The sequence below is a fragment of the Novosphingobium sp. CF614 genome, assembly GCF_900113255.1.
Lineage (GTDB): Bacteria > Pseudomonadota > Alphaproteobacteria > Sphingomonadales > Sphingomonadaceae > Novosphingobium.
In genome coordinates, this window is record NZ_FOOR01000002.1 from 234821 (window position 1) to 255224 (window position 20404).

A 20404-nucleotide genomic window follows, 5' to 3' on the forward strand; every position below is an offset into this window, starting at 1 on the left:
ACCCGAGACATCCATTCTTATCGTATAATTATGGCAGACTCGGCACCGCATGCAAGTCCGGCTGACTTGCCCACGGGCTTCCGAGCGGGATTACCTGCAAAATTCAAAAATATATATATTTATCAGTGTCATAAAAATAGAACGAGCGCCGCTCGCTCCGCATGGGCAATTCGGCTTGACGCTTGAAGGCTGTCGCCATATTAAATATGATAAATAACGATCGGACTACCAGGGAGGGATCGATGCGACTTGGCGCCTTTGCCGCAATCTCATTCACCAGCGTGCTTGCCATTGCGGCGGCGAGCGTGCCGGTCCATGCGCAATCTACCGAAACGTCGGTGAGCGACGGCAGCGATGCCGATGTCATCACCGTCACCGGCATCCGCGCCTCGCTGCGCGACGCCCTGCAAGCCAAGCGCGCGTCGGCCAATGTCGTCGAGACGATTTCCTCCAAGGACATCGGCGCGCTTCCGGATGTCACCATCGCCGACGAGCTGGCGCGCCTGCCGGGCGTCACCGCCACGCGCGATCGCGGCAATGCCAGCCAGGCGGTGGTGCGCGGCCTGGGGCCGCGTCTCGTGCTGGGGCTGGTCAACGGGCGCGAAGTCGCCTCGTCCGAGCCGGACCGCAATGTGCGCTGGGAGATATATCCCTCGGAAATCGTCTCGGCGGTCACGGTCTACAAGTCGCAATCGGCCGACCTGATTGCCGGCGGCGTCGCCGCGACGATCGACATCCAGACCAACCACCCGCTCGACTACTCGGGCCCGGCGCTGACCGTGCGCGGCGGTGCGCTCTACAACGATGGCGGCAAGGACATCCCCAACTATTCGGGCTGGGGCATGCGCGGCAGCGCGCAGTATGTCGCCAAGCTCTCCGATACGCTGGGGCTGCTGGTTGGCGGTACTTATCAGAAGCAGAAGAACGGGTATCCCTCGTTCCAGGGCTGGGGCTACAACACCCCCGATACCGGCAACCCGCCGACCCTGGACGGAAATCCGATCAACGCGCCGTGGGGAGCGCAGACCGAAGTCAAGGCACTGACGGAAACCCGCTGGAGCGCCACCGGCGCGCTGCAGTGGAAGCCCGACGACCGCTGGGATGTAAATCTCGATTTCCTCTATTCGAACGTCAAGATCGACGAGCACCAGTTCCAGCAGTGGTATGGCCGCTCCAACGGATGGGGCGACTGGGGCGGCACGATCGGTGCGCCCGGCGACATCTACCAGAATGGCAGCTACACGCTGATAGGCAGTGACATCGTCGCCGCCGATCTCAACAACTATTCCTCGGTGACCAATGTCCTTGCCCGCTACACCGAGGACAAGAGCCTGCTCGCGACCGGGTTCAACGCCAAGTACAGCGACGATGACTGGACCGTAAAGTTCGACGGGTCCTATTCGCGCGCGCGCCGCCACAACATCTGGCAGGCGGTGACGACCGAAACCTATCCGGCGAGCACCAGCTTCTCCACCGGCGCGGGCCATGCACCGTCGGTCACGACCAGCAACGATCCGGCCGATCCCGCCGCGCAAACCGTTCCCAGCTATTACCCGGGCCTCAGCGATGGCCCGCAGTATCTGAACGATACGCTCGGCGCGGGTCAGATCGACATCTATCACAACCTGGCGGACGGCTTCTTCACCGGCTTTGGCGCGGGCCTGCGCTATTCCAACCGAGTCAAGAGCTTCCATGCATCCACTTCCTCGGTATCGACCAACACCGGGTCGGGGGTTTACATTCCCTCGATCATGCTGAGCGGATTCAGCGTCAACGGCAGCGGCGGCTTCATCGCGCCCAATCTTCTCTACGGCAGCTTCGAGGACATTGCGGCCTATGCCCTGACCTTTGGCACGCCCGCCGAAGATCCCTCGCGGTACTGGCGGGTGCGCGAGGACGATTTCGAAGGTTATATCAAGGCCGATTTCGCCGGCAGCATGGGGGCGGTTCCGTTCACCGGCAACCTGGGCGTCCGGTTCGTCTCGGTCGATACCCATTCCTATGCGAACCAGGGCCTGACCTATTGGGACGGTACGCAAAACGTCACGAGCTATTCGCCAGTCGTGGCATACGCCCATTATTTCCGGGCACTGCCCAGCCTCAACGTCAATTTTGACCTGACCGAGCAGGTGAAGCTGCGCGCCGGGGTAGCGCGGGTGATCTCGCGCCCGCCGCTCGACGAACTGCGCGCCTCGCGATCGCTGTCCTATTATCCGCCCAGCTACCTTGCCGGCTCCGGCGGCAACCCGAACCTCAAACCGTTCATGGCGACCCAGGGCGACCTCTCGCTCGAATGGTATTTCGGCAAGGACGCGCTGCTGGCGGTCGCGGGCTACTACAAGAAGGTCGATACCAACATCGGCTACACCTCGTTCCCCCAAGAGATCAACGGCACCACCTATACGATCACCGGGCCGGCCAATGGCCCGGGCGGACACATCCTGGGCGCTGAGGCGACCTTCCAGATGCCGTTCTCGTTCATTCCGGGGCTGGAAAACTTCGGCGTCTATTCGAATGTCGCGCTGGTCGATTCGAATATCAAGGAACTGGCGCCCGCCAGCAATCCGTTCAACGCGGTGGGTCTTGCCAAGTTCACCGGCGAGGTGGACCTATGGTATTCGCACGCCGGCCTCGACGCACGCGTCGCATTGAAGCACCACACCCCGTTCACCGTGATCTACGGCTGGGACGCCTCGCAACTCACCCGGCTTGAATCCGAAACCACTCTGGGCGCGAGTATTTCCTACGAAGTGGTCAAGAACGTCACCGTGCGACTGCAGGCCAACAACCTCACCAACCAGGCCGCGCGCTTCTATTGGAACAACGACCCACAACAGCTTGCCCGCTTCGAGAAATATGGGCGAAGCTATCTGATGGACCTCACCATCAAGTATTGATCGTCAAGCACAGGAAGGGGCGCGGTTACGTATCGCGATCCCTTCCGCGGACAGGCCGGCATGTCGCACGGCTTGTAGGCCTTCAGACGCGGCTTGGCGCCGCGAATCGCTATATCTGTCAAAGGTATAGACGGGGCCTTTCCGTGACGTGGCCCCAGGTTGGGGGCCACGAGCATTTCTGAACCCGTTAATCCCGCAAAGTGGCCCCAAGTTTGGGAGCTGTCCCGGAATTTCACGCGATCCAATGGCCCGGACAAAGCAAAAAAATACCGCGGATTTCAGCGGGTTGCAAAGCCCCGCATGGACGTCGGTGGATGGTAGGATGGAGCGGGTAGCGGGAATCGAACCCGCATAGCCAGCTTGGAAGGCTGGAGCTTTACCACTAAGCTATACCCGCTCGTTCCGGCGCGAGGGCCGGGGCTTGATTGGCCTGGCCGCCGCTTGCCACGAATTTCGCCGCTTCGTCAACGGCTGTCTTTGGGCGCTCTTGCGAAGGGTGTGATCGGTCGTCATGCGGCTAGAGGGAATCGTCCTATTCTCTCGCAAGTGCAGCGATGATAGCATCGCCGGCGAGCTGATGAGGATTCTCACGACCATGAACGCATCACGGACACGCACTGCGATGGAAACCCCGGCGGCGGCGCGGCGGCGCACGCCGCTTGACCTGCTGATGAATTCGGGGCTGGGCAAGCTCCTGCGCGGGATCGGCGTGGCGCCGCGGCAGAACAGCGGGGAGAGCCTGCTCGACCTGGCCGACGCGCTGCTTTCGCTGCGCGGGCGCGCCTCCGGGCCGGCGCTCGCCTCGGCCTTCTTCGATCTCTACGAGGCCAGCGACCTGGCCGCGCGGCAGGACTTCCTGGGCAAAGTGCACGACATGCATCCGGCCGACGCGGAGGCGATCGACAAGGCCATCGCCAAGTGGAACGCGAAGCGCGACGAGGGTGCCGCGCTGGCGCTCAACGCCGCCAGCGAATCGCCGAGCGCGCGGCTGATAAACCAGCTCAACCTGGCGCCCCAGGGCACCCAGCGCCTGATCGGCATGCGCGAGGACCTGCTGGCGGCCAGCGCGACGCCTGGCCTCGCCGCGCTCGACCGGGAGCTGGAGAGCGCCTTCACCGCGTGGTTCAACGCCGGCTTCCTCGAACTGCGCGGGATCGGCTGGGATTCGCCCGCCGCGCTGCTGGAACGCATCATCCGCTACGAAGCGGTGCACGAGATTCACGGCTGGGACGATTTGCGCAGCCGCGTGGAGCCGATCGACCGGCGCTGCTACGGTTTCTTCCACCCGCAGATGCGCGACGATCCGCTGATCTTCGTCGAAGTGGCGCTGACGCCGGAACTGCCGGGCGCGATCCACCAGATCATCGCCGAGGGCCGCCAGCCGATCGACCCGCGCGAGGCCACCTGCGCGATCTTCTATTCGATCAGCAACTGCCAGGTGGGGCTGAAGGGCATTCCCTTCGGCAATCACCTTATCAAGCGCGTGGTGGGGCTGCTGAAGGAAGAACTGCCGCACCTCAAGACCTTCGCCACGCTTTCGCCGGTGCCGGGCTTCGCCAAGTGGCTGGCGAAGGAGCAGGAGCCGGGCGCCAGGATGCCCGGCGCCAAGGACTTGCGGATGCTTGCCGCGCGCTACCTCGTCACCGCCAAGGGCAAGGGCAACCAGCCGATGGATTCGGTGGCGCGCTTCCACCTGGGCAACGGCGCGCGGCTGGAGGCGGTCCACGCCAATGCCGACCTTTCGCCCAACGGGCAGAAGCAGTCGCACGGGGTCATGGTCAATTACCTCTACGACCTTGCCGACATCGAGGCGAACCTCTTCGCGCTTACCGAGCTCGGCGCCGTCGCCACGTCGAAGACGGTCCAGGCGCTCGTCGACGAGGGCGATGGCAACGGCAGGAAAGGCGGCGGGAGGAAGGCGGGGGCCGCCAAGGACGCGGTGCCCGCCTGAGCATCGATCGCCGATTCGTCATCCGGCGTCCCCCGGCTCGCCCCGGGACCGCCGCCGGTCCGGTGACTCCGGTGACAGGGCGCGGTCAGTGCCCTTCGAACGCCATCAGGGCGTGGACGGCGAGGCCGGCCGCGCGCAGGCGGGCGGCGCCGCCGAGGTCTGGCAGGTCGATCACGAACAGCGATTGCGAGACCGACCCGCCGGCGCTGCGCAGCAGCTCTACGGCGGCGAGCGCGGTGCCGCCGGTGGCGATGAGATCGTCGACCAGCACTGCCCGCGCGCCTTGCGGCACCGCGCCCGGATCGACCTCCAGCGTATCGGTGCCGTATTCCAGCGCATAGTCGATCGCCAGCACCGGGACCGGCAGCTTGCCGGGCTTGCGCACCGGCACGAAAGGCAGTCCGAGCCGGGCGGCGACGGCGGCGCCGAAGATGAAGCCGCGCGCCTCGATGCCCGCGATCAGCTCTGCCCCGGCGTCGCGCGCGCGGTCGGCCAGCAGGGCGGTGGCGGCGGCGAAGCCCGGACCGTCGCCGATCAGCGTGGTCACGTCGCGAAACAGGATGCCCGGCTTGGGAAAGTCCGGAATCGTGCGGATGAGGAGCTTGAGATCGTCGGCGGTCACGTTCGTCTCATCATCCAGGCGTCATCCCGGACTTGCTCCGGGACCGGTGGCGGTGTCCACGCGGGCGGCCCCTAGGCAGGGCTGCGCCGAACGGGCGCCACCGGTCCCGGCATTGGCCGGGAGGACGATGACCTCAATGCTTCTTGCCGGCCCAGATGTTGCGGTACGACATGTAGCCCAGGATCGTGGCGAAGAGCAGGAAGCCCAGCACCGCCCAGCCGGTCTGCTTGCGCTTCTCCAGCGAAGGTTCGGCGGTCCAGATCAGGAACGCGGAGACGTCCTTGGACATCTGGTCGACGGTGGCCTTGGTGCCGTCACCGTAAGTGACCTGGCCTTCGCTGGTCAGCGGCGGCGCCATCGCCAGGTTCAGGTTGGCGAAGTACGGGTTGTAATGCAGGCCGTTGGGGGTCTTCGCGTCCGGGAATTCCTTCAGCAGCGCGGCTGGCTGCGCCTGGAAGCCGGTCAGCAGCGAATAGACATAGGCCGCGCCATCGTGCCGGGCCTTGGTCATCAGCGACAGGTCGGGCGGAACCGCATTGTTGTTGGCGGCGCGCGCGGCGATGTCATTCGCGAAAGGCTTGGGGAAATAGTCGGTCGGCGTGCCCGGGCGCATGTTCGCCTCACCGGTGTTCGGGTCGGTGCCGGCGACCTGGAAGCCCGCCGCGATCGCCTTCACTTCGGCTTCGCTGTAGCCCAGCTGCGCGAGGTCGCGGAAGGCGACGTGGCTGAGCGAGTGGCAGGCCGAGCAGACTTCCTTGTAGACCTGGAAGCCGCGCTGCAGCTGCTGCCTGTCGAACTTGCCGAACGCGCCGTCGCTGGCGAAGCGGACGTGCTTGGGCAGGAGGTGGAACTCGTGTTCGACGGTTACCGCGGGCGGCTCGGTGATCTGCGTATACGCGCCCTTGCCGAAGGACCAGGCCAGGGCCGCCGTGAAGAACAGCCCGACGAGGATCGAGAGAATGCGTGCCATGTCTTTCGTCTTTCGTTCCAGCTGTTTATCGAGCGGTGGGAGCGAGCTGCGCCGCTTCGTCCTTGCCGAGAACGGCCTCGGTGATGGAGTAAGGCAGCGGCAGCGGCTTCTCGATCGCCGAGACGACCGGCAGGATGATGAGGAAGTGCGCGAAGTAGTAGAGCGCGGCGAGCTGGCTCATCATCACGTAGGGTTCCGCAGCCGGCGCGCCGCCGCAGTAGAACAGCACCAGCATCGCCGGGATCAGGCCGAACCAGAAGAACTTCTTGTAGGTCGGGCGGTATGAGCCGGAACGGACCGGCGACTTGTCCAGCCAGGGCAGGAAGAACCACACCAGGATCGCGCCGAACATGGCGAGCACGCCCATCAGCTTGGCCGGGATGAAGAAGAAGTCCTGGGTGAAGGCGCGCAGCACCGCGTAGAACGGCCAGAAGTACCATTCGGGAACGATGTGCGCCGGCGTGCTCATCGGGTTGGCCGGAATGTAGTTGTCCGGGTGGCCCAGCGCGTTCGGGAAGAAGAACAGCATCATGCAGAACAGGAACCCGAAGGCGCCTACTGCCCAGCCGTCCTTGGCGATGTAATAAGGATAGAAGGGAACCGTGTCGCTCTCGCTCTTCACCTCGACCCCGGTCGGGTTCGACGATCCCGGGATGTGCAGCGCCCAGATGTGCAGGATCACCACGCCCACGATCACGAACGGCAGCAGGTAGTGCAGCGAGAAGAAGCGGTTGAGCGCGGCATTGTCCGGCGCGAAGCCGCCGAGCAGCCACTGCTGGAGCGGCTCGCCGACGAACGGGATGGCCGAGAACAGGCCGGTGATGACCTTGGCGCCCCAGAAGCTCATCTGGCCCCAGGGAAGCACGTAGCCCATGAAGGCGGTGGCCATCATCAGCAGGAAGATCACGACGCCCAGCAGCCACACCATCTCGCGCGGGGCCTTGTAGGAGCCGTAGTAGAAGCCGCGGAAGATGTGGATGTAGATGACGACGAAGAACGCCGAGGCGCCGTTGGCGTGCGCGTAGCGCATCAGCCAGCCCCAGTTCACGTCGCGCACGGTCATCTCGACGGTATCGAACGCCACCGCCGTGTTGGCCGCGTAGTGCATGGCCATGACGATGCCGGTGACGATCTGGATGACCAGGCAGATCAGCGCCAGGAAACCGAAGTTCCAGAAATAGTTGAGGTTGCGGGGAACGGGATAGCCCGAACCGACCGAGTTGTAGACGAGGCGCGGCAGGGGCAGCTTCTCGTCCATCCACTTCATGAAGGGGTGGCTCGGCTGGTATTCATTGGCCCAGGGAAAGCTCATGATCGTGATCCTCTCGCTTGGCTTCAGCCGATCTTCACGACGGTATCGGAGGCGAACTCGTATTCCGGAACCTCGAGGTTCTTGGGCGCGGGGCCCTTGCGGATACGGGCGGCGGTATCGTAGGAGGAACCGTGGCAAGGGCAGAAATAGCCGCCGAACTCGCCCTTGGCCTCACCCTCGCCGGCGCCCAGCGGCACGCAGCCCAGGTGGGTGCACACGCCCATGGTGATGAGCCAGTTTTCCTTGCCCTCCTTGGTGCGCTCGCCCAGCGTCTGGGGATCGCGCAGGGTGGCGGCATCGACGGCATTCGCCTCCGCGATTTCCTTCGGCGTCAGGTTGCGCACGAAGACCGGCTGCTTGCGGAACACCGCCTTGATCGCCTGGCCCGGCTTGATCGAGGAGATGTCCACCTCGGTCGAAGAAGCCGCGAGAACGTCGGCGGAGGCCGACATCTGGCTGACCAGGGGGATGACAACCCCAACGCCAGCGACACCCGCCGCGCTTACCGCGGCGATATTGATGAAATCGCGCCGCCGCACGCCATCTTCTTCTGCCATGTTAGCCCTTGCCTTGCTCTACGACTGTCTTGCTTTCGACAACCCACTGCCGGGGGACCGGCAGCAGGCCAAACTGCTGACCAATGCTACGCCTGGTTCCCCCTGGAACGGTGCCCGGACCGGGCGCGCCCCGGGCCGATACCGACTTGGCGCGCCTGATATACGCGAAAGCCGGCCCTGCCAACCGCCTTTTTGGCCTATCCTCAGGAGAGCGGGAAAGCACGGGGATTCGGGCGATCCGGCCGGGATGAATCGCGCAAAATCGATAGGATGCCCTTCCGCGCCGTTGCGGATCGGACACGCCGTGCTTCAAGCTTCCGTCATCCCGGGCTCGCCCCGGGGACTGGTGGCGGAACGGCTTGTCCGGAGGCCCGTTTTCGACTCGATCGGTAAGTCCTCCCGCGCCGGACTTGGATTAGTTCATAACCTATTTGGTTACATTTGTCAAGATTAAAAGTCCAGCCGCACCACGTCATCCCGCTCCCAACCCGATGACCGAAATCTGGCGGCCATAGGCGGCCTCGCCGCGATGGGTGGCGCGGCGGAAGGAGAAGAAGCGGTCGGGCACGGCGTAAGTATCGAGGCCCAGGCGCTCGACCCTGGCGACGCCCGCCGCCGCGAGCCGGGCGGCGACATAGCCTTCGAGGTCGAACTGGTGATGGCCCGCGCGACCGGCGGCGAAGAAGCGGGCATTGCCGGAATCCCGCGCGCCCAGCCGGTCGAAAAAGGCCTGGTCGACTTCGTAGGAGGCCTGGGCGATGCAGGGCCCGATGGCCGCGACGATGCGTTCCGGCCGCGCGCCGAGCCTGGCCATCGCCGCGATGGTGCTGTCAGTCACGCCGCCGACCGCGCCTTTCCACCCGGCATGCGCGGCGCCGACGACGCCCGCCTCGCGGTCGGCCAGCAGCACCGGCGCGCAGTCCGCGGTGAGCACGCCGAGCAGCAGCCCCGGCCGATCGGTGACGAGCGCATCGGCATGCGGGCGCTCGCTTTCGGACCAGGGATCGGCGCCCACCGCGACGCAATCGGGCGAGTGGACCTGGTAGACCGTCACCAGCCGCGCGCCCGCCAGCACGGCGGCGGCGGCACGGGCGCGATTCTCGGCGATCAGCGCGGGATCGTCGCCCGATCCGTGGCCGACGTTGAGCCCGGCCACCTCGCCCCGGCTCACCCCGCCCCGACGCCCGAGGAACCCGTGCGGCAAGCCTTCCAGCAGGGCCGCGCGGTTGACCTCGACCGCTTCAGCCAAGGCTCTTGGTCACCTGCTCGAGCACGTCGCGCGAAAGCGCGGGCTCGGCGGCGATCCGCTCCAGCTCGGCGCGCATCAGCACCGCGCGGGCCGGCTCGATCCGCCGCCAGCGGCCCAGCGAAGGCACGAAGCGCGCGGCGGTCTGCGGGTTGATCGGGTCGAGCCGGCGAATCAGGTCGCCGATCAGCCGATAGCCCTCGCCGCCCGCGTCGTGGAACGCCACGGGGTTCATCGCCGCGGCCATGTAGAGCGCGCGCGCGCGGTTGGGATTGCTCATCGTGAAGTCGCCATGCCCGGCCAGCGCGCGGACATGCTCCAGCACGTGCGGATGGAACGCGCCGGCCTGCAGCGAGAACCACTTGTCGATCACCAGCGCGTTGCCCTGGTAGCGCTGGTGGAAGTCCGCCAGCGCCTCCGCCCGCTCCGGCACGTCCAGGCTGGCGAGGACCATCAGCGCCCCCTGGCGGTCGGTCATGTTGTCGGCCGCGTGGTACTGCGCGATCGCGCGCCGCGCGCCTTCGCCCGCATCCCCGGCGGCGATGTAGTTCAGCGCCTGGGTCTTGATCTTGCGCGCGCCCCGCGCCGCCGCGTCGCGCCCATAAGCCACGCCCACCGCACGGTCGTGCAGGGCCGCCAGCGCCGCCGCGCATTCGCGGCCGAGCCAGGCCTTGAGCGCCTCGCGCTCGGCATGGATCGCGCCCGGATCGGCGACCAGCAGCTGCTCGGCAAGGTAGCTTTCGGCCGGCAGGATCATCAGCTCGCCGCGCATCAGGTCGTCAAGCGCGGGATCGGCGAGGACCGCCGCGAAAGCCGCGCCGATCGCCGCGCGCCCCGCGCCCCGCTCCGCCTCCGACAGCCCGCCGCCGACCGCCGCGACGAGGTGCTGGACGACCAGGTTCTGCATCGCCTCGTAGCGGGCGAAGGGATCGTCGTCATGGGCGGCCAGGAACACCAGGTCCTGCGCCGGGCGCTCGAACTCGATCGCCACCGGCGCCGAGAAGCCCCGGTTGATCGAGAGCACCGGCGGCTTGGCGAATCCGTCGAACACGAACGTGTCGCTCGCCTTGTCGAGCACGATCAGGCGCTCGCCGGAATGGGTGCCGGTGTCGCGATCGAACAGCGCCAGGCGCAGCGGGACCGGCACCGGCTGCTTGTCCGGCTGGCCCGGCGTGCCCGGCACCGTCTGCGTCGCCGTCAGCACGGCCCGGGTGCCGCCATGCTCGAGCCGGATGGAGAGCTGCGGCGTGCCGGCCTGCGAATACCACAGGCGGAACCGGCCCAGGTCCAGCCCGGTGCCGTCCTCGATCGCCCTGACGAAATCCTCGCAGGTCGCGGCCTCCCCGTCGTGGCGCGCGAAGTAGAGGTCGGTGCCTTCGCGAAAGCGCTCGGGCCCCGCCATGGTGCGCATCATGCGGATCACCTCGGCGCCCTTGTTGTAGACGGTGGCCGTGTAGAAATTACTGATTTCCTGATAGGAATCGGGCCGGATCGGATGGGCGAGCGGCCCCGAATCCTCCGGGAACTGGGCGCTGCGCAGCACCCGCACGTCCTCTATCCGCTTCACCGCCGCGCTGCCCATGTCGGCGCTGAACAGCTGGTCGCGCAGGACCGTGAAGCCTTCCTTGAGGCTGAGCTGGAACCAGTCGCGGCAGGTCACGCGGTTGCCCGACCAGTTGTGGAAGTATTCGTGGCCGATCACCCCCTCCACCGCGTCGTAATCGGCGTCGGTGGCGGTTTCCGGATCGGCCAGGACATAGCGGGTGTTGAAGACGTTGAGGCCCTTGTTCTCCATCGCCCCCATGTTGAAGTCGGCAACGGCGACCACGTTGAACAAGTCGAGATCGTATTCGCGCCCGAATGCCTGCTCGTCCCACTTCATCGAGGCGATCAGCGAATCCATCGCGTGGCGGGTGCGGCCTTCGTCACCCGGACGGACCCAGATGTTGAGGTCCACCTTGCGTCCGCTCATGGTCGTGAAAGTCGCATGGTTGGCGACGAGGTCGCCGGCGACCAATGCGAAGAGATAGCTCGGCTTGGGCCAGGGATCGTGCCACTCGGCCCAGTGCGTGCCATCGCCGTTCTCGCCCTGGGCGGTGCAATTGCCGTTGGCGAGCAGGATCGGGAACCTGGCCTTGTCCCCGCTCATCCGCACCCGATAGATCGAGAGCACGTCCGGCCGATCGGGGAAGAACGTGATGCGGCGGAAACCCTCGGCCTCGCACTGGGTGCACAGCATGCCGTTCGAGGCGTAGAGGCCCATGAGCTGGCTGTTGCCGGCCGGGTTCACCGCGGTTTCGACTTCCACCAGGTGCTGCGCGCCGGGCAGGTCGAGCAGCAGGTCCGGCCCGTCCAGGCGCCAGTCGTTGACATGCTCGCCATCGACCTTGAGCGAAATCGGGGTGATCTGGTCGCCGTTGAGCCGCAGCGTCACGGCGCCGTTGCCGGCCGGGTTGCGCCGGACCGCAAGCTTCGAAGTGACCCGCGTCTCATCGATGCCGAGCCGGAAGTCGAGCGTGATTTCCGGCACCAGCCACGCCGGCGGCAAGTAATCCTCGCGATGGATCACCGGCGGCGCCTGCGGCGGCGGCGCGGCATCGGCGATCTGGGTGTTCTCATCAGGTTCGGCGGGTCTGCTGGCTATGTCCATGCCGCCTACTTAAAGCCTCGCGGCATGATTGCCAGCGTTTGCCGTCATCCAGAACGCGATCGGCAGAACGCGATCCGGCTGTACATGATCCGGCCGAACGGGATCCAGGATAGCGGAATGCTGTTCACTCCGCCGGCGAAAGGCATTACGCGCCGCCCATGCCCCGCATTTTCATCTTCGGCCTGGGCTATGCCGCGCGGTTTATCGCCGCGGGTCTCGAAGCGCGCGGCTGGGAAGTGATCTCGACCGGGCGCGAAGGCACCCTGGCGTTCGACGACGAAGGCTCGGTGCGCGTCGCGCTGGCCGATGCGGACCAGGTGCTGTCCTCGGTCCCGCCGGGCAGCGCGGCGCGCGGCGAGCCGCTCGACCCGGTGCTCGAACGCTACGGTCCGGCGCTGACCGGCAAGGCGCTGTCCTACCTCTCCTCCACCGGCGTCTACGGCGATACCGGCGGTGCCTGGGTCGACGAGAGCGCGCCGGTCGGCAGCGGCCGGCGCACCGCGCGCAGCCAGGCGGACGCGGCGTGGCTGGCGCGCGGCGCGCGGGTCCACCGCCTGCCCGGCATCTACGGACCGGGCCGCTCGATGCTCGAACGCGTGATCGGGGGCCGCGCCCACCGCATCGACCTGCCCGGCCAGATCTTCAGCCGCGTGCACGTGGAGGACATCGCCGCCGGTGTGATCGCCGGCTTGCGGGCGCCGGGCGGCGCCTACAACCTTGCCGATGACCTGCCCTGCGGCCAGAACCTGCTGGTGGAGGAAGCCTGCCGCCTGCTCGGCATCGCGCCGCCGCCGCTGCAAGGGATCGAGGAAGCCGGCCTCTCCCCGATGGCGCGCGGCTTCTATGCGGAGAACCGGCGCGTCGCCAACGGCAAGGCGAAACGCGTGCTGGGCTGGCGGCCGCGCTATCCCGATTACCTGGCGGGCCTGCGCGCGCTGAGCGCGACGATCAGCCCGGCCATCGCCAGCACCGCGCCGGCAACCGCCAGCAGCGACCAGCGATAGCCTTCGAACAGCGTGGACAGCAGCATCGCGATCACCGGCGTCGCCACCCCGTTGTAGGCCGCCTTGCCGGCCCCCAGCTCGCGAATGAGGTGGAAGTAGAGCGGGAAGGTAATCACCGAACCAAAGATCGCCAGATAGGCGACCCCCGCCAGGTAGGAAAGCCGCATGTCGATGACGGGCGGCCCGGCCACGACGAAGGCGAGAACCACGTCGAACGCGAGGCCCCAGATCATCGACCAGGCCATCAGCGGCACCGCCGATGTGCGCCGCGCCGCCGGGCCGGCCTGGAGCACGTTGGCGGCCGAGGCGGCAAGCAGCCCGAACACCGACAGCACGATGCCCCACAGGACCCCGCCCTGTGCGGGCGCCATGCGCGCTTCGTGCAGCAGCAGCAACGCGATCCCGCCCACCGCCACCAGCGATCCCAGCATGAAGCGCCCGGTCACCGGCGTCCCGAGGAACAGCCGCGACAGCGCGGCATTGGGCACCAGCAGCAGCGCGTAGAAGACAGCGACCAGTCCCGAAGTCAGCGAATGCTCCGCCTGGTAGACGAACTGGTAGTTGCCGCAGAACTGGGTCAGCCCGATCAGCACCGCGAGCCGCTGCCCGCCGGCCGGCAGGCGCAGCGATTCGCCGCGCATCCACGCCAGCAGGCACATCGCCGCGCTCGCGAGCAGGAACCGCCAGACGATCGTCCATTCCGGCGGTATGGCGGCGATCTGGTCCTTGATGACAAGCCAGGTCGAACCCCAGATCAGCGCGACCAGCGCGAAAGGCACCACCACCCCTGCACGCATTTCCGGCCGCATTCCGGCCTGCCTCTCCGAAGGCGCGCTCATAGCGCCGCGATGGCGCGCGCCAGCGCCGTCACGTGCTCGGCCCGGGCATCCCACGCGGCGACCAGCCGCGCCGCGCCCTCGCCCCAGTCGTAGAACGCGAAGCCCCGCGCGCGCAGCGCCGCGCGCTCGGCCGGGGTGCAGGAAAGGAACACCTCGTTGGCCTCCACCGGGTGCAGCAGGCGGCCGGGCGCGGCGGCGGCGATCTCGGCGGCGGCGGCATTGGCGGCGCGCGCGTTGCCGAGCCAGAGATCACCTTCCAGCAGCGCCAGGATCTGCGCGGCCAGGAACCGGCCCTTGGACTGCAAGTGCCCCGCGCGCTTGCGGCGATAGCGGATCGTGCGGGCGGCCTCGGGATCGAAGAACACGATCGCCTCGGCCCCCAGCCCGCCGTTCTTGACGAACCCGAAGCTGAGCGCGTCGACCCCGGCGCAGGCCTGCCCCGGCGCGCAGCCGAGAAAGGCGGCCGCATTGGCGAAGCGGGCGCCGTCCATATGCAGGCCCAGCCCGCGCGCCTTGGCGAAGGCGGCCAGCGCCGCGACTTCATCGGGACGATAGACGCAGCCGTATTCGCTCGCCTGGGTGATCGAGATCGCGTGCGGCTGCACCTGGTGGACATCGTCGCGGATCGGGTCGATCACGGCCGCGACGGCGCGCGGCGTGATCTTCGCGCCCTCCCCGCCGGCCAGCAGCAGCTTGGCGCCGTGCAGGTAGAAGCCCGGGGCGCCCGCCTCGTCCATCTCGATATGCGCCTCGCGGTGGCAGACCACGGCGCCGTGCGGCGCGACCATCGATGCCAGCGCCAGGCAGTTCGCCGCCGTCCCGGTCGCCACCCACAGCACCGCGCACGCGCGCCCGAACAGCGCGGTGAACGCCGCGTCGAGTTCGCGGCTGAGCGCATCGCCGTCATAAGGCGCATCGGCGGCGTCGGCCGCCATCATCGCCCGCCACACGGCGGGATGGACGGCGGCGGCATTGTCGGAGAGGAACTGCATGGCCATATGCCTGCGAGCCGGCAGGCGCGGCGTCAAGCGCCGGCACCGAACCCGGCATCGAAACGAGGAAACTGCCATGGTCGGCATTACCATTACCAAGCACCAGGCCGGACCCGCCGGCGAATACCAGGCGCATGTCGCCGACAGCGAGGCGATCGGCCGCCTCACCTGGGTGGAACGCGAAGGCGTCCGCCATGCCGAACATACCCTCGTCCCCGAGGCGATCGGCGGGCGCGGCGTGGCCGGACGCCTGGTGGAGGCGATGGTCGCCGACGCCCGCGAAAACGCCTTCAAGATCGCGCCGGCCTGCACATATGTCGCCGCGGCCTTCCAACGGCACCCGGAATGGGACGACGTGAAGGCGTGATGCCCGCCAGCATGGCGTAATACCAAGCTGCGTTGATGGGAACTCATCAATGCAGCTTATGGTATTACTGGCAGGCGAGGCACTCGTCGTAATCGGTCGTCTCGCCGATCTCGAACTTGGGCGCCTCGGGCGTGTTGTCCGCCTCGACGCCGCCGGCGAAGCCGGCGCGCTGCACGGACTTGGAGCGCAAGTAGTAGAGCGACTTGATGCCCTTTTCCCACGCCTGGAAGTGCAGCATCATCAGGTCCCACTTGTCGACGTCGGCGGGGATGAACAAGTTCAGCGACTGCGCCTGGTCGATATAGGGGGTGCGATCGGCGGCGAATTCCAGCAGCCAGCGCTGGTCGATCTCGAAGCTGGTCTTGTAGACCGCCTTCTCCTCCGGGCTGAGGAAATCGAGGTGCTGGACCGAACCGCCGTTCTCCAGGATCGAGTTCCACACATTGGTGGAATCCTTGGATTTGCTGGCGAACAGCTTTTGCAGGTAGGGGTTCTTCACCACGAAGCTGCCCGAAAGCGTCTTGTGGGTGTAGATATTGGCGGGGATCGGCTCGATGCAGGCCGAAGTGCCGCCGCAGATGATCGAGATCGAGGCGGTCGGCGCGATCGCCATCTTGCAGGAGAAGCGCTCCATCACGCCCTGGTCGGCGGCGTCGGGGCACGGCCCGCGCTCCTTCGCCAGCAGCATCGAGGCCTCGTTGGCCTTCTGGTTGACATACTGGAACATCTGCAGGTTGAGCGCCTTGGCCATCGCGCTTTCGAAGGCGATGCCGCGCTTTTGCAGATAGGAATGGAAACCCATCACCCCCATGCCGACCGAACGTTCGCGCGATGCCGAATACTTGGCCCGCGCCATCTCGTCGGGCGCGCGGTCGATATAGTCCTGCAGCACGTTGTCGAGGAAGCGCAGCACGTCCTCGATGAAGCGCTTCTCGCCCTTCCACTCCTCCCAGGTCTCCAGGTTGAGCGAGGAAAGGCAGCACACCGCCGTGCGATCGTTGCCCAGGTGGTCGCGCCCGGTCGGCAGGGTGATTTCCGAGCACAAGTTCGAGGTCGAGACCTTGAGGCCCAGGTCGCGGTGATGCTTGGGCATCATCCGGTTCACGGTGTCGGAGAAGACGATATAGGGCTCGCCGGTGGCAAGGCGCGTCTCGACCAGCTTCTGGAACAGCGCACGGGCATCGACCTTGCCGCGCACCGAGCCGTCCTTGGGGCTCTTCAGCGCGAACTCGGCGCCGTCGCGCACGGCTTCCATGAATTCGTCGGTGAGCAGCACGCCGTGATGCAGGTTGAGCGCCTTGCGGTTGAAGTCGCCGGAAGGCTTGCGGATTTCCAGGAACTCCTCGATCTCGGGGTGCGAGACGTCGAGGTAGCAGGCGGCCGAGCCGCGCCGCAGCGAGCCCTGGCTGATCGCCAGCGTCAGCGAATCCATCACCCGCACGAACGGAATGATGCCGCTGGTCTTGCCGTTGAGGCCCACCGGCTCGCCGATGCCGCGCACCGCGCCCCAATACGTGCCGATGCCCCCCCCGCGCGAGGCGAGCCAGACATTCTCGTTCCAGGTGGCGACAATGCCTTCGAGGCTGTCGTCGACCGAATTGAGATAGCACGAGATCGGCAGGCCGCGCCCGGTGCCGCCGTTCGAGAGGACGGGCGTGGCGGGCATGAACCACAGCCTGGAGATGTAGTCGTAGAGCCGCTGCGCGTGCTCCTGGTCGTCGGCATAGGCATCGGCGACGCGGGCGAAGAGATCCTGGTACTTCTCGCCCGGCAGCAGGTAGCGATCGTCCAGCGTCTCCCTGCCGAAATCGGTCAGCAGCGCATCGCGCCCGGCATCGAGGACGATCGCGAAGCGGCGATCGTGGATCCGCTTGGAATCGCCCTGCGCCGCCTTCTTCGGCGCCTCCACCAGATCGGCGGTTGCGGTGTCGGTCTTGTCCATGACGATTGCCGGGCTCCCGCCCGTCTCCTTATTCAAACCAGCCTTCAAATCGGCCTTCAAGTCACCGGCACCCTTCGAAGCGGCATCGCGCGGGGCATAGAGTCCTTCCATCTCGACCTGGCCTCCTTCCGCGTGGCTTGCATCGTAGCCGGCCACATGACCGTCGTTTCCGTTCCTGAAATCCACTCGTCGCCCCCAATGCCAATCAAAGCCAGTGCCATTCAAAGCCAATGCCATCCAAAGTATGTCATCAAACCGCCGCGGAGCGGGTTCACAGCCGAAGGCAATGGCCTGGCGGCGCTGGCGCGAGTCGACGGACGACTCGAAGGGTCGCGAACGCCCCGCATACCAGAACCGGCACAAAAAGAGAACGGTTAAGTCCCCGCCTGACCCTATATCTCTGACCTTTGTCTCCGACCCGTGGCCCCGTCGGTCATCGCGCTTTCCCGACCTGGAAACGCCGCCGCCGGGCCCCCTGCCCGATCCATGCGACTTTCCTAGGTATTGAGGCCCGGCGACCGACGCGCCACAACCCATAGTGCCCGTTCTGCAAACGGGCGCAAGAGGGTGAAGTCCGGGTTAATGCGGAGCACCGGCCCGGACCGGACGGCCCCCGGCACCGTGCGACGCGTGGGAAGTCCTCCATCCATCGCCGGCGCAAGAGTCTAAATCGCGGTCATGCGCAGAAATTTTTCCACATAAATTGCCGACGAACCGAATCACGTTTGCGACGAACCGAGTCGGCCTTCGCGGTGTGTCAAGGCCGCGGCAAGCGAATACGAGGGGCTATCGGACGCGGGCCCGAAGCCACCGCATACAGCGGCAGGCTTCCATTCAGGGCGCGCCGCGGCCATATGTCGAACCGGCTATGCCGCTGGCAGAACCGGGCGTGCGGCACGGCGCGGAACATGCGATGTGGGATGGCCCGATCACCCGGCATTCATGGACCGGGAAGGCACATCACATCGCGGCAGAAGGACAAGCCCCCATGTTCAACATCATCGGCGCCATCATCAGCGGTCTGGTCATCGGCGTACTGGCACGGTTCTTCTATCCGGGCGCGGTCGAGATGGGCTGGATCGCGACCATCCTGCTCGGCATCGGCGGTTCGCTCGTCGCCGGCCTGGTGACCAGCCGCGGCCAGCGCGACTTCAGCCGCGCCGGCTGCCTCGCCTCGGTCCTTGGCGCCCTGGTGCTGATCTTCCTCGGCCGAATGCTCCACATCGGCTTCTGACCTTCGCCGCGGGCGGTGCATTTCCGGCTCGACGCTCTCAAGCCAATGGCGCCGAAGATCCGTAACGGCGGTTCTTCCGATGGGGAGGCGGCGATGGGGAATCGGCGATCGGGAGCGTTCCGGACAATTACCGAACAGCTCTCGCTTCGGATTTTCGGTGTCTTGCTCTAGTCCTCCCGCATGCAGGCAATACCGAGTCCCCTTGATCCGAATGCGCCGGGCCCCTTCCCTTCGGGGAAGGCCGCCGATGCGCGGTCGACGGGATTCGGCATGGGCCGGATGAATGGTCTCGGCCGGCTAGCCCTGTCGTCGGGAGCCGCGCTGTTCCTCGCCGCCTGCGGCTCGGCCGACAATTCCGCGCTGGACGTGGCCGTCATCGGCGCGCCCGACGATCCGTTCCAGGGGGGAGTCAGGCTGACCACCGCCGGCCAACTGGTCCGCGCGGCGACGGTCGAGGGGCTCGTCGCCTTCGACGAGCAGGGCCGCGTGATCCCGGCGCTGGCGGATCGCTGGATCGTTACCGACGATGGCCAGAGCTATATTTTCCGCCTGCGCGAAGGCAACTGGGCGAACGGCGATCCGATCACCGGCGATTCGGCCAGGAAGGCGATTGAGGCCGCGCTCGATTCGCTCGATGGCACGCCGCTCGCCTTCGACCTGTCGGGGATCGACGAAATCCGGGCCATGGCCGGCCGGGTGATCGAGATCAGGCTGCGGCAGCCGATGCCCTACCTGCTGCAACTCCTGGCCCAGCCCGAACTTGGCCTCTATCACGAGAAGCGCGGCGCCGGACCGATGACGCTGGAAAAGGCGCCGGGCCTGGCGCAGCTCCAGCCGATCGATCCGGCCAGGCTGGGGCTTCCCGCCGTGGAGGACTGGTCCGCGCGCACGCGCCGGATCGAACTCCATGCGCTGGGCGGCCAGGCCGCGGTCGACAAGTTCAACGACGGCGATGTCGACCTGGTGCTGGGCGGGCGCATCCAGGATTTCACCCTTACGCGTTCGGTGGGTATCCTGCGCGGGACGATCCAGCTCGATCCGGTGCTGGGGCTGTTCGGGCTCCAGGTGATGAACGACGAAGGCTTCCTGGCGGACCCCGCCAATCGCGAAGCGCTGGCGATGGCGATCGACCGCGAGGCGCTGATGGCGCCGTTCGGTGTCGGCGGCTGGGGCCCCACCACGCGCGTCGTCGCCCCCAGCCTGGCCGGCGATCTCGGCACCATCGGAGAGCGCTGGAGCGGGCAGTCGCTCGACGAACGGCGGCAGGTGGCGAAGGCACGCGTGCATGCCTGGCAATCCGGGGGCGGCGGGAACGAGGGAACGGTGCCGGACACGAATGCGGTGGGCGGCGCGGCGCCGGCGACCCCGGCCGGCGTGCACGTGCGGATCTGGCTGCCCGAAGGCGAAGGCTCGCAAGTCCTGTTCGACCGGCTGTCGAGCGATCTCGGCACGATCGGCGTCACGCTCGAACGCGCGAAGGCGGTCCAGGCGGCCGATCTCATGCTGGTCGACGATGTCGCCCGCTATCCGCGCGCGGCCTGGTATCTCAACCGGCTGTCCTGCGCCGCCCGGCGCGGCCTGTGCTCGCCGGAAGCGGACGCCCGGGTCGCGGAAGCCGACAAGGCCACCTCGCCGCCGGAACGGGCCGCGCTGCTGGCCGAAGCCGAAGCCGAACTGACCGCCGCCAACGTCTTCATACCCTTCGGCACGCCGATCCGCTGGTCGCTGGTGCGCGGCAGCGTCGATGGCTTCGCCGCCAACTCGTGGGGCTGGCACCCCTTGATGCCGCTGGCCCGGCCGCCCAGATAGAGGGAGGCGGCA

The 20404-nt window shown here is 66.8% G+C and carries 15 protein-coding genes and 1 tRNA gene; 6 read left to right on the top strand and 10 right to left on the bottom strand.

Annotated elements, in window-relative coordinates; genetic code table 11:
* The first annotated feature begins 242 nt into the window (after positions 1-242).
* The gene (locus tag BM052_RS03990; protein WP_091143501.1) at positions 243-2897 is read left to right on the top strand and encodes a TonB-dependent receptor; all 2655 of its coding nucleotides are present in this window, start codon (positions 243-245) and stop codon (positions 2895-2897) included.
* Between the two features lie 323 nt (positions 2898-3220).
* Here the strand turns inward: BM052_RS03990 and BM052_RS03995 are convergent.
* A tRNA-Gly gene (locus BM052_RS03995) sits at positions 3221-3294 on the bottom strand.
* Between the two features lie 198 nt (positions 3295-3492).
* On the opposite strand from BM052_RS03995, the gene BM052_RS04000 reads away from it, so the two are divergent.
* Complete coding sequence (locus tag BM052_RS04000; protein WP_091143920.1) at positions 3493-4848, top strand: malonyl-CoA decarboxylase; 1356 nt, start codon at positions 3493-3495, stop codon at positions 4846-4848.
* An 85-nt stretch (positions 4849-4933) separates the two neighbouring features.
* On the opposite strand, the gene BM052_RS04005 is transcribed toward BM052_RS04000, so the two are convergent.
* From BM052_RS04005 to pepN, 6 genes are all read right to left on the bottom strand, one after another.
* Complete coding sequence (locus BM052_RS04005) at positions 4934-5470, bottom strand: adenine phosphoribosyltransferase (protein ID WP_091143504.1); 537 nt, start codon at positions 5468-5470, stop codon at positions 4934-4936.
* Positions 5471-5603: 133 nt separating this feature from the next.
* The gene (locus BM052_RS04010; protein ID WP_091143507.1) at positions 5604-6440 is read right to left on the bottom strand and encodes a cytochrome c1; all 837 of its coding nucleotides are present in this window, start codon (positions 6438-6440) and stop codon (positions 5604-5606) included.
* Between the two features lie 25 nt (positions 6441-6465).
* Positions 6466-7752: a cytochrome b gene (locus BM052_RS04015; protein ID WP_091143509.1), complete on the bottom strand. Its 1287-nt coding sequence runs from the start codon at positions 7750-7752 to the stop codon at positions 6466-6468.
* A gap of 23 nt (positions 7753-7775) precedes the next feature.
* Positions 7776-8309, bottom strand: coding sequence for a ubiquinol-cytochrome c reductase iron-sulfur subunit (gene petA, locus BM052_RS04020; RefSeq protein WP_091143511.1), 534 nt, complete (start codon positions 8307-8309; stop codon positions 7776-7778).
* A gap of 472 nt (positions 8310-8781) precedes the next feature.
* Complete coding sequence (pgeF, locus tag BM052_RS04025; protein WP_091143512.1) at positions 8782-9558, bottom strand: peptidoglycan editing factor PgeF; 777 nt, start codon at positions 9556-9558, stop codon at positions 8782-8784.
* Positions 9551-12205: an aminopeptidase N gene (pepN, locus tag BM052_RS04030; RefSeq protein WP_091143515.1), complete on the bottom strand. Its 2655-nt coding sequence runs from the start codon at positions 12203-12205 to the stop codon at positions 9551-9553. The genes pgeF and pepN overlap by 8 nt, the downstream gene beginning before the upstream one ends.
* 158 nt (positions 12206-12363) lie before the next feature.
* Here pepN and BM052_RS04035 point away from each other — a divergent pair, with 158 nt between their 5' ends.
* Positions 12364-13209 carry a Rossmann-fold NAD(P)-binding domain-containing protein gene (locus BM052_RS04035; protein ID WP_091143516.1) on the top strand — a complete coding sequence of 282 codons (846 nt, stop codon included), beginning with the start codon at positions 12364-12366 and terminating at the stop codon, positions 13207-13209.
* Here BM052_RS04035 and BM052_RS04040 read toward each other — a convergent pair.
* Both BM052_RS04040 and BM052_RS04045 read right to left on the bottom strand, forming a co-directional pair.
* Entirely contained in the window at positions 13119-14018 is a 900-nt protein-coding gene (locus tag BM052_RS04040) for a DMT family transporter (RefSeq protein ID WP_091143921.1), read from the bottom strand. The two genes, BM052_RS04035 and BM052_RS04040, sit on opposite strands and share 91 nt — an antisense overlap.
* Positions 14019-14044: 26 nt before the next feature.
* A complete protein-coding gene (locus tag BM052_RS04045; protein ID WP_091143924.1) occupies positions 14045-15040 on the bottom strand; it encodes a threonine aldolase family protein in 996 nt (331 codons plus the stop codon).
* A 76-nt stretch (positions 15041-15116) separates the two neighbouring features.
* On the opposite strand from BM052_RS04045, the gene BM052_RS04050 reads away from it, so the two are divergent.
* The gene (locus tag BM052_RS04050) at positions 15117-15407 is read left to right on the top strand and encodes a GNAT family N-acetyltransferase (protein ID WP_091143927.1); all 291 of its coding nucleotides are present in this window, start codon (positions 15117-15119) and stop codon (positions 15405-15407) included.
* A 64-nt stretch (positions 15408-15471) separates the two neighbouring features.
* Here the strand turns inward: BM052_RS04050 and BM052_RS04055 are convergent, their stop codons facing one another.
* Positions 15472-17535 carry a ribonucleoside-diphosphate reductase subunit alpha gene (locus BM052_RS04055; RefSeq protein WP_091143519.1) on the bottom strand — a complete coding sequence of 688 codons (2064 nt, stop codon included), beginning with the start codon at positions 17533-17535 and terminating at the stop codon, positions 15472-15474.
* A gap of 802 nt (positions 17536-18337) precedes the next feature.
* On the opposite strand from BM052_RS04055, the gene BM052_RS04060 reads away from it, so the two are divergent.
* Entirely contained in the window at positions 18338-18583 is a 246-nt protein-coding gene (locus tag BM052_RS04060; RefSeq protein WP_091143928.1) for a GlsB/YeaQ/YmgE family stress response membrane protein, read from the top strand.
* Between the two features lie 270 nt (positions 18584-18853).
* Positions 18854-20392, top strand: coding sequence for an ABC transporter substrate-binding protein (locus BM052_RS04065; RefSeq protein ID WP_255405947.1), 1539 nt, complete (start codon positions 18854-18856; stop codon positions 20390-20392).
* Positions 20393-20404 lie beyond the last annotated feature (12 nt).